Genomic DNA, 10,780 nt, shown 5'->3' on the forward strand with positions numbered 1-10,780 from the left:
TCCGTCAGACGGCCATCATCCAGCACCTGCAGCAAGATGTTGAAGACATCCTCGTGCGCCTTCTCCACCTCGTCGAACAGGATGACCTGGTAGGGCCGCCGCCGCACCGCCTCGGTCAGCACACCGCCCTCGTCGTAGCCGATGTAGCCTGGGGGCGCGCCGATGAGGCGGGAGACGGCGTGCTTCTCCATGAACTCGCTCATGTCGATGCGCACCATCGCGCGGTCGTCGTCGAACAGGAACGAGGCCAGCGCCTTCGTCAGCTCCGTCTTGCCGACGCCGGTTGGGCCGAGGAACAGGAACGAGCCGATCGGGCGATGCGGGTCCTGCAACCCGGCACGGGCCCGGCGCACGGCGTCGGAGACGGCTTTAAGCGCTTCCTCCTGGCCGACGACGCGGTGACGCAGTTCGTCCTCCATGCGGACCAGCTTGGCGCGCTCGCCCTCCAGCATCCGGTCGACGGGCACGCCGGTCCAGCGGCTGACGACGCCGGCGATCTGGTCCTCGGTGACCGCCTCGTTCACCAGTTTGCCGCCATCGGCCTGGGCCGCGGCGATCTGCTGCTCCAACTGCGGGATCACCCCGTACATCAGCTCCGACGCGCGCCCCAGGTCGCCGCGGCGCTGGGCCACCTCCACCTCGCTTCGCGCGGTGTCCAGTTGCTCCTTGAGCTTCTGTGACCCGGCCAGGCGGTCTTTCTCCGCCTGCCAGGCGGCGGTCATCGCGTTGGAGCGTTCCTCGATGTCGGAAAGCTCGAAGACGAGTTTCTCCAGGCGCTCTTTCGACGCCGGGTCGTCCTCGCGCTTCAACGCCTCCCGCTCGATCTTGAGCTGGAGCATCCGGCGGTCGAGTTCGTCCAGCGCTTCGGGCTTGCTGTCGACCTGCATGCGGAGGCGGCTGGCGGCCTCGTCCATCAGGTCGATCGCTTTGTCGGGCAGGAAGCGGTCGGTGATGTAGCGGTTGGACAAGGTCGCCGCGGCCACCAACGCGCCGTCGCTGATGCGAACGCCGTGGTGGAGTTCGTATTTCTCCTTGATGCCGCGCAGGATGCTGATCGTGTCGGCAACCGACGGCTCGCCCACGAAGACGGGCTGGAAACGCCGGGCGAGGGCTGCGTCCTTCTCCACGTGCTTGCGGTATTCGTCGAGCGTGGTGGCGCCGATGCAGTGCAGGGTGCCGCGGGCCAGCTCGGGCTTCAACAGGTTGGACGCGTCCATCGCGCCATCCGCCTTGCCGGCGCCGACCAGCGTGTGCATCTCGTCGATGAAGAGGATGACCTCGCCGGCCGCGGCATCAATCTCCTTCAGCACGGATTTCAAGCGTTCCTCGAACTCGCCACGGTATTTGGCGCCGGCGACGAGGGCGCCTAGGTCGAGCGACATCAGCCGCTTGTTGCGGAGCGCCTCCGGCACGTCGCCGTTGACGATGCGCAGGGCCAGGCCCTCGACGATGGCGGTTTTGCCGACGCCGGGTTCGCCGATCAGCACGGGGTTGTTCTTGGTGCGACGGGCGAGCACCTGGATGGTGCGGCGGATCTCCTCGTCACGGCCGATGACCGGGTCGAGCTTGCCTTCGCGCGCCACGGCGGTGACGTCGCGGGCGTATTTCTTCAGTGCGTCGAAATTGTCCTCGGCGGTGGCGCTGGTGACTTTGCGGCCCTTGCGGATGTCGCCGATGGCCTTCTCGATCGCTTGCGGGGTGGCGCCAGCCTGGCGCAGGGCGCGCGCGCCGGGACCGTCGCCGCCGGCAAGGGCCAGCAGCAGGCGATCCTGGGCGACGAAATCGTCTCCAGCCTTGGTCGCTTCCCGCTCGGCCGTATCGAGCGCGCGGACGAGTTCGGCGGTGACCTGCGGTTGGCCGGCACCGCTGCCTTCGACCCGGGGGTTCTTGGCGATCTCGGCGTTGATGGCGGTTTGGGCGGCCTTCGGATCGGCCCCGGCGGCGCGCAACAGGCCGGCGGCGGCACCCTCCTCGTCATCCAGGAGGGCCTTAATCAGGTGTTCGGGGGTGATGCGCTGGTGATACTCGCGCATCCCGATGGTCTGTGCGGCCTGCAGGAAGCCGCGGGCGCGTTCGGTGAATTTCTCGATGTTCATATGTGTGTCCCTTTCAATCAGGCGACAATTGGTTTGCGCGTCCCTCGGGAGGCAACACGCGATCGTCCCGAAAGGTGGTAATATCCACCCTGGGACTCAAGGGGGATCGGGGCCGTGCAGATCGAACATCTCTACCGCTACCCGGTGAAGGGGCTGACGGCGGAGGCGCTGGAGGAGGTGATGGTGGAGCCCGGCGAGGGTCTGCCATGGGACCGGGCGTTCGCGCTGGCGCAGGGCGATGCGCCGTTCGACCCGGCAGAGCCGATTTGGCTGAAGAAAACCCATTTCATGTGCCTGATGGCGAATGCGCGGATCGCCGCGTTCCGGTCCGCCTACGACCCGGCGACTGGCTTGCTCAGCGTGCGCGGGCCGGATGGACGCTTGGCGAACGAGGATGTGCGGACCGCGGATGGCCGGGCGCGCATGGGGGCATTTCTGGCGGCGCTGCTGGGCGAGGAGGCCAGGGGCACGCCGCGTTTCCATCACGTGCCGGGACATAGCTTCCAAGACGGGCGGATCAAGGCGGTGAGCCTGATCAACCTCGGCAGCCTGGCCGCATATGAGCGCGACGTCGGCGGCAAGCGGGACCTGATGCGGTTTCGCGCCAACATCTACTTCACCGGGCCGGCCTGGGTGGAGTTCGATTGGATCGGCCAGCACGTCACCATTGGCGGCGCGGTACTGCGGGTGGTGAAACGGACGGTGCGCTGCCCGGCGACCGAGGTGAACCCGGCGACCGCCGAACGCGATGCCGATCCCGTCAAGGAATTGTTCGCGCTGTACGGTCACCGCGACCTGGGCGTACATGCGGAGGTGGTGGATGGCGGCCGCATCGCGGTCGGGGACGCCATCCTGCCGGGGTTCTAGCCGACTGCGACCTCGACATTGACCTTCATGCTGCCGAAGGAGCCCGGTGGGCCGAGGAAGCTGCCGGAGATCGGGACCGCCTGTTGCGGGGTGCGGGCGACGCTGACGCGGATGAGGTTGCGGCCCGCGACCCAGCCATTGGTCGGGTCGAACTCCACCCAGCCGGCGCCGGGCAGGTAGACCTCGACCCAGGCGTGGGTTGCACCACCGCCGATGACCGGTTCGTCGGTGGCGACGAGGCGTTCGTCATACAGGTAGCCGCTGACGAACCGGGCGGCGAGGCCGAGGGAGCGCACGGCCTCCATCATGAAGACGGCGAAATCCCGGCAGGCGCCGGTTCGGGTGGCGAGGGTGACCAGGGGGTCGTTGGTGCCCTCCGCCTGGCGGCCCTCGTAGCGGAATTCGGATTTGATGGCCTGCGTCATGCTCGTCAGCATCGACATCGTATCGGAGGGGCCGACATGGGCCAGGAAGCGATGCGCCCAGGCGTCCACCATGCGATCCGGATCGGCGAAATGCCGCTCGATCGAGCGGGCCAGGTCTGGAACCTCGGCGGATGTGTAGCTGAAGGGGAATGCCTCGGCCTGCGGGTCCAGCGGCAGGTCGGCGCGGGTCGGGTAGTGGTGCAGGTCCAAGGTCGACACCACGACCAGGCGCTCAACATGCCGTTCCTGGGAAAAATTCAGGTAGCAGACGGAGTTGCCGAAGACGTCGTGAGCCCAGCGGGTGGATTGCGCGGGCGGGGAGACGGATAGCTTGGTTTCCAGCAGCCGCAGATCGTGACTGTCGCGTGGACGCAGCATCAGACGATGGGCTAGCAGGTTTACCGGGCGTTCGTAACGATACTCCGTCTCGTGCTTGACGCGGACGCGGGGCATTCAGATGACGCCGAACAGGAACAACAACAGGATGATCGGGATAGGCATCCCAACCATCCACAGCAGGATTGTACGCATTAGCCAGAACTCCGCACCCTGAGGGGGCCACGCTCGAACGCCGGCTAGACGGGGCAGTTTCAGTTAATCAGCCGGGGTGGGTCGCAACCATTGCAATATTGCATCACTTTTGCGACGCAGCCGCCCGAGGCGGCCAAGTCCCGCAAGACGCCGGTCGAGGAATGCCAGGGTATCAGCATTGTCCTCGCTGTCGTCGCGCAGCCAGAAAAGCAGCGTAGCACCGTACACCCCGGCCAGGATTGCGCGCTTGGTATACCAGCTCCAGTCCGCACTGCGGTCGCCGGCGGCGTGCCAGATGGCGTCGACGGTGCGGGCGGTGACCCGGGCGGAACTCGCCGGGTGGGCGGCCGTGATGGCGACGGCGCGGCGCACGGCGTCCTTCGCGGGGCGCAGGCTGGCTAAGCGCTGAGCGATGACGCTGCGCACGCGGTCGGGCAGACGATCGTCGGTGGGCGTCGGCATGCGGCGGTCGGTGAGGTCGGCCCAGCTTTCTACCATGTCGGTGATGCCGCCGGGGAACAGCAGATCGGCGTCCGAACCGGCAGCGGCACGGAGGGCCGCCATGGTCCAGCCGGGGAACGGGATCGTCGCAACCAGGGCGTCCAGGGCGGCATCCCGTTCGTCGGAACGCTCGGGGTGGGTCATAGGCCGGCCCGGGACATCTCTTCATTGAAGCCGAACAGGCGGAAATCGTTCATGCGCATGGGGTAGAGGATCCCGTCCAGATGGTCGTATTCGTGTTGAACGACTCCGGCATGGAAGCCGCCGACCTCGCCGCCGACCGGGTTGCCGTCGCAGTCCACGCCGCTATAGCGGATTCGCGCCCAGCGTGGCACGGCGGCGCGCAGGCCGGGAATGGACAGGCAGCCCTCCCAACGGAGCACCCGCTCCTCCCCCGCCGGCTCGACAATGGGGTTGATAACGACGGTGTTGCCGATGGGCGTGTCGTCCGGGACGTCGCTGGCGCGGGTGGGTTGCACGCGAAAGACGAACAGGCGCAATGGGATATGGACCTGCGGCGCGGCTAGGCCGGCACCGGGCGCATCCTCCATCGTCTCCATCATATCGGCGACCAGGCGGCGGATTTCGGGTGCGCCAGGGTCTGCCACGGGCTGGCATTTTTCAAGCAGGACGGGGTGACCCATGCGGGCGATCTTGAGAATGGCCATGAGTTGTCCAATTGGGGTTGCGAAAGGCTTTGGCGAGGGGCCAAGGCCGTGCTATAGCGCCGCCTCCGCGGTTCAATAGCCGGGCGGAAGCCCTTTATCACGCCTGCTGAGGTCCGTCCCTCTCAGGTGCAGCGACAGGAGAAGGCGTCGAGTGCAGGTTCTGGTTCGTGACAACAATGTCGATCAAGCGCTGAAGGCGCTCAAGAAGAAGATGCAGCGGGAAGGAATCTTCCGTGAGATGAAGCTGCGCCGCCACTTCGAGAAGCCGTCTGAGCGTCGTGCCCGCGAAGCCGCCGAGGCCGTCCGCCGCGCCCGCAAGATGGAGCGCAAGCGTCTGGAACGCGAGGGCTTCTAAAGCCAGTCCACCACGGCGCCCGTTACGACGTGAGCGCCGTGCAGCCGTCCTTGGGCGGTGCGTCCTGGCCGGGGTCGACCGTGAGGTTGAAGCTGGCCGTGGCCAAGATACGCGGGCCTTGGGTGATCGTGAACGTCCAAGTGCCCGGAACGAGGGACCACGGTTCCTCCAGCGTATATCCCGTATAGCTCCAATGGTCCGGCGATACGCCGCTGCTGTTGGTTTCCACCGTGCTCGTCCGCCCGTCCGGCAATGTCCAGAGCGGGTGCTGTAGCGAGACGGTGACCGGCGCGGCCGTGCCGGATGGCAAATTGGCGGCTTCGAACTCCAGCCCGAATTGCTTGCAGTACTTGGCCACGATATCGGGGCCAAGTGTGACGAATTTCGGGTCGAAGACGGGCGTGCTTCCCACCACGTTTTCCCCGCGCGGCGGTTCTGGCGGCCCGGCCTCCTGCGCCACGACCTGGCCCATGCGGCCAAGGCGCAGCACGAGTTGCTGGGCGGAGGCCGTCGAGGCGGAGGCGACCAGCGAGAGGGCGGCGAGTGCGGTGCGGATCACGAGTCGGCCCCGGCGAGCAGCGTTTCCTGGATCATGGCCGCCGTCTTGGTGGACAACTCGTCGCCCTGCCCTCGTAGCGCGGCGATGACGCGCCGGCGGTCGGTCTGGCTGCGGTTCTGGCTCATTTTCCATTGCCCTTCCACGCGAGTGGGGTTCATGCGGAAGGCGCGAATGCCGGCAAACATCCGCTCCCGATAGCCGGACGCCAAATGCATGACGTCGAAGCGGTGTGGGTCGTAGGCGGCGAGGCCCTGGATGTCGGTGGCGATGGCGGCGTGGTCCGTGATTGCGACAAGCGGGCCGTAAACGTGGACGGCGGCGAAATCCCAGGTGGGGACGGAGGGCTGCGTCTCGTACCAGCCCGGCGAGATGTAGGCGTGGGCGCCGCTGAAGATCAGCAGCGCGTCGGCACCGTCACCGATCGCGGCGCATTGCGGGTTGCCTGCGGCGAAATGGGCGGCGAGGACGAAATCGTCCCCCTGCTCCACCAGCAATACTGGAATGTGAGATGCCTCCATGCCGCGGGGGCCGGTGGTGACGATCTGGGCGAAGGGATTGCTGTGGATGAGGGCGCGGATGGCGGTCGGGTCGGTTTGATGGAATGCGGGACGAAGATACACCGTGTGCCCCTATGAAGCAGACCGGCACTACCGCACGGGTCCGGCCGCTATTGCAAGAAGCCCCAGCGCTCGACCGCCGGCTCGGCACTGGCCCATTTCCAGCCGCTCTGCTGCTGGCAGATATCGACGGAATACCAGGCGGGCGGCTCCTTACTCTCTTCGACGGAGAACAGGACCTGTTTGCAGGGGGCCAACGGGTTTTCGATGGCGCGGACGATCTGCAGGTGGCCGTGCTCCTCACCCAGGGGCAGGCTGTGCTCGACCTTCCATGCCCCGGTGGCGCCGATATCGAGTCCACCCGCGGTCGCGGCGATCGCGTCCTGTTCGCCCTGGTGCCACGAGCGGGAGACTTTCCGGAGCGCGTAGTCGGAGACCGCGGCGACGCCAACACCGACGCCGAAGCCGATTGCCGGGTTGGCGGTGGCGCCACCGGCTGCGGCGCCGACGATCACACCGACGATGTTGCCTGCCGAGGAACAGCCGCCCAGCAGCAGCACCACAAGCAGTGCCGCCGCGCGCGTCACTGGAGCGCGCCCCAGCGCTCCGTCGCCGGTTCGGCGGAGGCCCATTTCCATTGGTCGCCGTCGCGACAGATCGCGGCGGTGTAGAAGGCGCTGTGCGGCTGATGGTTCTCCTCCGTCTGGACGGAGAAGATGATTTCCTTGCACGCCATATCGGCGCCGCCGATCGTGCGGAGTACGGCGACCTGACCGTGCTCATCCGCCTCGATCGGGAAGCTGTGCGAGACGCTCCATGCGCCGGTCGACCCGGCGTCCATCGCGCCGGCGGCTTCGGCGATACGGTCCTGTTCGTAGCGATGGGTGCGGCGCTCGGCATATTGCAGCCCGGCATTGGCGCCGGCCGCGACGCCCAGGCCGATCGCCGTGGCGGCGGTGGCGCTTTTGGTGACCGAACTCGCGATACCCGCGCCGGCAAGGCCCGACACTTCTTGCGTCGTGCCAACAAGGACGGAGCCGCAGCCCGACAGGCCGAGGAGGATCGCAACGGGAAGCGCGCGGGTGAGGGACGCGAACGAGTTGGTCATTTCTGCCTGACTAGGCAATATTTCGCTGCTGGTCCACTGTCTGCGGGCGATTTGAACGCGGTAGAAGGTGACGTTGCGCAAGTTTCTGACGGCAGTGTTGCCTAATTTGCGCATTAAGCAGGTCGGCGTGCCCCGGGATTAGCGGTCGGTCAGCCGGAACTCGATGCGGCGATTCTTGGCGTTCGCGTCGGCGCCGTCGGAGTTGTCCAGCGGCTGGTACTCGGCGAAGCCGGTGGCGGCGAGATGGGCGGACGAGACGCCTTCGGCGATCAGCAACTTCACCACGTTGATCGCGCGCTGGGACGATAGCTCCCAATTCGAGGCGAAGGGGCCGCCGCGCTGCACTGGCTGGCGATCGGCGTGGCCGTCGACGCGCATGATCCAAGGCAGATCCTTGGGAATTTCGTCGGCGACCTGCTTGACGGTGGTGGCCAGGGCGCGGATCTGGTCCTGCCCGGCCTGCGTCAGGTCGGCGCTGCCGACGGGGAATAGCACTTCGGATTGGAAGACGAAGCGGTCGCCGACGATTTGCACGCCAGGCCGGTTGGCCAGCACTTGGCGCAGGCGGCCGAAGAAGTCGCTGCGATAGCGCTGCAATTCCTCGACCTTGGAGGCCAGCGCCGTGTTCAGCCGGGCGCCGAGGTTGGCGATCTGAACATCCTTCGCCTTGTCCGCCTGCTCCGACAGATCCAAAGCGGCGGCGACCTGGGCGACCTGGGCCTTCAGCTCCGACACCTGACGGTTCATCAAGGCGATCTGGGCCCGGGCGGAGTCGGACAGCTTCTGCTCGTCCGCCAATTGGTTGGCCAGGGCGGCGCGGGCCTGCTCGTCGGTGATGGTTTTGGCGGCGGCATTTCGAGCCTGGGCTTCCAACTCGTCGCGCAACGCTGTCAGCGCCCGCACCTGGTCGGACAAGCGGGCGAGATCGGCCAGGCGCGCCTCGACCGTTGCCTTGTTGGCGCTGACGGTGCGGTCCAGTTCGGCCTTGGCCGCGGCCAGTTGGCGCTTGGCGTCGTTCAGTTGTGCCGACAGCCCGGCGGCGTCCTGCCCGGCGGCGTCGGTGCGGGTGGCGGAGGTGGCGAGTTGCTGCTGAAGCTGCTGGTTGCGGGTGGCGGCGGCCGCGCCCTGCGCTGCGGCGTCGGCGAGTTGGGCGGCCAGGCGACTCCGCTCCGCCTGGAGGGAGTCGCGCTGGGTGGAGGCGGCGTCCAGTTGCTGCTGCAGGGTGGAGACCTGTGCCGTCAGCTGGTCCCGCGCGCCGGTGGCGGCTTGCAGTTGGGAGCTCAGGCCGGCGACGGAGGCCTGGAGTTCGGTGCCGTGCCCGCGTTCCAGGGACAACATGTCGGTCAGTTCGGCCATCTGGCGGTTCAGCCGGTCCAGCGCGCGGTCCTTGCCGGACAAGGCCACCGAGAGGAACGCCTGGGCGAGCACGAAGACGAGCAGGACGAAGATGATGACCATTAGCAGCGTGGACAGCGCGTCCACATAGCCGGGCCAGGGGTTCAGGGCATCGTGGCCGCCACCGCGGCGACGCAGGCTCATCCGGGCTGCTTGCCTGCCAGGCCGGCGAGGGTGCGGCTGAGCACGCGGATCTCGTTGCGCAGATCGGTGGTGCTTTGCGTGCGCCCTTGTTCCAACTCACCCGACAGGCGGCCGAGCACGGTTTCGATGTTGCGCAGATGGCCGCGGGAGGCGTCGTCTGCCCCGCGCTCGCCCAGGCGTTGCAGGGCGGGGGCAAGGGTCGATTGGGTTTCGGCGATGCGCAGCATCAGTTGCTGGTTGGTGCGCATGGAGTCGGCCAGTTGGCTGATCCGCTCGGTGAGGGAGACGATCGCCTGGTTGGCCTGGACCCGGCCTTCCTCGCCACGCACCAGGATGCGCTGCAGGTTTTCCATGTTCTCGGCGGTTTGTTCCAACAGCGCCTGGACGTAGACGGGGACCGATGTCTCCCCTTCCCCGCCCAGCACGCCGGATGATAGGCGGGTGAGGCCGGCGAGCCACTCCTCCAACTCGTTGAAGAAGCGGTTCTGGGCCTGGCCAGCGGTGAGGTCGAGGAAGCCCAGCACCAGGGCGCCAGCGAGGCCGAGCATGGAGGAGGAGAAGGCGGTGCCCATGCCGGTGAGCGGCTTGGACAGGCCGGATTTCAGTTGCTCGAACAGGGCGTTGATGTCGCCGGAGCCGACGGACATGCCGTTGATGACGGCGGCGACGGCGCCCACCGTCAGCAGCAGGCCCCAGAAGGTGCCAAGCAGGCCGAGGAAGATCAGCAGCCCGGTCATGTAGCGCGAGAGTTCGCGGCTTTCGTCCAGGCGGCTGGCCAGGCTGTCCAGCAGGGAGCGCATGGCTGGGGCGGATAGGGTGAAGCGGTCGGTGCCCTTGGTGGAGCGCTGCGCCATCATCGAGGCCATGGGCGCCAGGAGGACGGGCGGCGGCAGGCCAGCCAGGCGGGCGCGGGATTGCTGGAAGGTTTCGACCCAGCGCACCTCGGGTGCCAACCGCACCACCTGGCGCAGGTTCCAGCCGACGCCCAGCAGCAGCACCAGTACGATGAGGGCGTTAAGCAAAGGGTTGCTCTCGAACGCAACCACCAGGGCGCTGGACAGGAAGGCCGCGACGATCGCCACCGCCACCAGGAACGCCACCATCCGGGCGAAATAGTTGGCGGGGCGGGTCATGTCAGGGCTTTGCTGCCGGGTTGGTGCCGGCGAGCACCAGGTCCACCCGGTCCGGCGGGCCATCGGACCCGTTCGGACCCGGCGATGCGCCGAGCGCGCGCGGATAGATGCGGGTGGAGGTGATGCCCTCGCTGATCAGGATCGCGCGGACGGCCAGGGCACGGGATAGGGACACCCGGCGTGGCGTGGACGGGTCGTCCGGCACACCGGCGGCAAAGGCGTAGATGTTGAGATCGGCGGTGGTGTTGGCCACCACGGAGCGGGCCATGGTGCGGATCGCGGCCTCGGTCGCGGGGTTCAGGTCCGACTTGCCGTCGCCGAAGGTGATGCGGATGCCGCCGGGCACGGGGGTGACGATCCCGGTCGCGTCCGGAACGACGGGGACTGGCGAGGGCGGCGTCACCGGGCGCGCAGGCGGCGCTGGTATGGCAGGCAGCACGG

Annotated in this window: 13 protein-coding genes (1 of these 13 only partly in view); 2 read left to right on the top strand and 11 right to left on the bottom strand. The window is 67.4% G+C overall.

Features of this window, described 5'->3' with window-relative positions; translation table 11 throughout:
* Positions 1-2,096: the 5' portion of an ATP-dependent chaperone ClpB gene (gene clpB, locus GSQ76_RS19735; protein WP_158745813.1), read on the bottom strand. It extends 490 nt beyond the left edge of the window; 2,096 of the gene's 2,586 nt are visible here — the first part of the coding sequence; the start codon lies at positions 2,094-2,096; the stop codon falls past the left edge of the window.
* 114 nt (positions 2,097-2,210) lie between these two features.
* On the opposite strand from clpB, the gene GSQ76_RS19740 reads away from it, so the two are divergent.
* Positions 2,211-2,963, top strand: coding sequence for an MOSC domain-containing protein (locus tag GSQ76_RS19740; RefSeq protein ID WP_158745814.1), 753 nt, complete (start codon positions 2,211-2,213; stop codon positions 2,961-2,963).
* Here GSQ76_RS19740 and GSQ76_RS19745 read toward each other — a convergent pair.
* The 3 genes from GSQ76_RS19745 to def form a co-directional block, all read right to left on the bottom strand.
* Complete coding sequence (locus GSQ76_RS19745; RefSeq protein WP_158745815.1) at positions 2,960-3,841, bottom strand: transglutaminase family protein; 882 nt, start codon at positions 3,839-3,841, stop codon at positions 2,960-2,962. The two genes, GSQ76_RS19740 and GSQ76_RS19745, sit on opposite strands and share 4 nt — an antisense overlap.
* 141 nt (positions 3,842-3,982) lie before the next feature.
* Positions 3,983-4,564 (bottom strand): COQ9 family protein, encoded by a 582-nt coding sequence (locus GSQ76_RS19750; RefSeq protein WP_158745816.1) that lies wholly within the window; start codon positions 4,562-4,564, stop codon positions 3,983-3,985.
* A complete protein-coding gene (gene def / locus GSQ76_RS19755; RefSeq protein ID WP_158745817.1) occupies positions 4,561-5,088 on the bottom strand; it encodes a peptide deformylase in 528 nt (175 codons plus the stop codon). The genes GSQ76_RS19750 and def overlap by 4 nt, the downstream gene beginning before the upstream one ends.
* A 151-nt stretch (positions 5,089-5,239) precedes the next feature.
* On the opposite strand from def, the gene rpsU reads away from it, so the two are divergent.
* Positions 5,240-5,443, top strand: coding sequence for a 30S ribosomal protein S21 (rpsU, locus tag GSQ76_RS19760; protein WP_141459012.1), 204 nt, complete (start codon positions 5,240-5,242; stop codon positions 5,441-5,443).
* Positions 5,444-5,465: 22 nt separating this feature from the next.
* On the opposite strand, the gene GSQ76_RS19765 is transcribed toward rpsU, so the two are convergent.
* From GSQ76_RS19765 to GSQ76_RS19795, 7 genes are all read right to left on the bottom strand, one after another.
* Entirely contained in the window at positions 5,466-6,002 is a 537-nt protein-coding gene (locus tag GSQ76_RS19765) for a DUF3859 domain-containing protein (protein WP_158745818.1), read from the bottom strand.
* Complete coding sequence (locus GSQ76_RS19770; RefSeq protein ID WP_158745819.1) at positions 5,999-6,622, bottom strand: FMN-binding negative transcriptional regulator; 624 nt, start codon at positions 6,620-6,622, stop codon at positions 5,999-6,001. The genes GSQ76_RS19765 and GSQ76_RS19770 overlap by 4 nt, the downstream gene beginning before the upstream one ends.
* 47 nt (positions 6,623-6,669) lie before the next feature.
* Positions 6,670-7,146: a hypothetical protein gene (locus GSQ76_RS19775; RefSeq protein ID WP_158745820.1), complete on the bottom strand. Its 477-nt coding sequence runs from the start codon at positions 7,144-7,146 to the stop codon at positions 6,670-6,672.
* Positions 7,143-7,667 (bottom strand): hypothetical protein, encoded by a 525-nt coding sequence (locus GSQ76_RS19780; protein WP_158745821.1) that lies wholly within the window; start codon positions 7,665-7,667, stop codon positions 7,143-7,145. Before GSQ76_RS19780 ends, GSQ76_RS19775 begins: the two co-directional genes overlap by 4 nt.
* A gap of 138 nt (positions 7,668-7,805) precedes the next feature.
* Complete coding sequence (locus GSQ76_RS19785) at positions 7,806-9,206, bottom strand: peptidoglycan -binding protein (RefSeq protein WP_158745822.1); 1,401 nt, start codon at positions 9,204-9,206, stop codon at positions 7,806-7,808.
* On the bottom strand, positions 9,203-10,339 hold the full coding sequence (locus GSQ76_RS19790) for a flagellar motor protein MotA (RefSeq protein ID WP_158745823.1): 1,137 nt from the start codon (positions 10,337-10,339) through the stop codon (positions 9,203-9,205). Before GSQ76_RS19790 ends, GSQ76_RS19785 begins: the two co-directional genes overlap by 4 nt.
* 1 nt (position 10,340) lies before the next feature.
* Positions 10,341-10,780, bottom strand: a 440-nt coding sequence (locus GSQ76_RS19795; RefSeq protein ID WP_158745824.1) for an OmpA family protein, incomplete at its 5' end; no start/stop codon positions are given.

Source organism: Acidisphaera sp. L21, assembly GCF_009765685.1.
Taxonomy (GTDB): Bacteria; Pseudomonadota; Alphaproteobacteria; order Acetobacterales; family Acetobacteraceae; genus LMUY01.

Bases quoted from the DNA above. Each gene is read 5' to 3' on its own strand.
- GSQ76_RS19790 (WP_158745823.1), bottom strand. From the start codon at position 10,339: ATGACCCGCCCCGCCAACTATTTCGCCCGGATGGTGGCGTTCCTGGTG.
- def (WP_158745817.1), bottom strand. From the start codon at position 5,088: ATGGCCATTCTCAAGATCGCCCGCATGGGTCACCCCGTCCTGCTTGAA.
- GSQ76_RS19745 (WP_158745815.1), bottom strand. From the start codon at position 3,841: ATGCCCCGCGTCCGCGTCAAGCACGAGACGGAGTATCGTTACGAACGC.
- GSQ76_RS19785 (WP_158745822.1), bottom strand. From the start codon at position 9,206: ATGAGCCTGCGTCGCCGCGGTGGCGGCCACGATGCCCTGAACCCCTGG.
- GSQ76_RS19780 (WP_158745821.1), bottom strand. From the start codon at position 7,667: ATGACCAACTCGTTCGCGTCCCTCACCCGCGCGCTTCCCGTTGCGATC.
- GSQ76_RS19750 (WP_158745816.1), bottom strand. From the start codon at position 4,564: ATGACCCACCCCGAGCGTTCCGACGAACGGGATGCCGCCCTGGACGCC.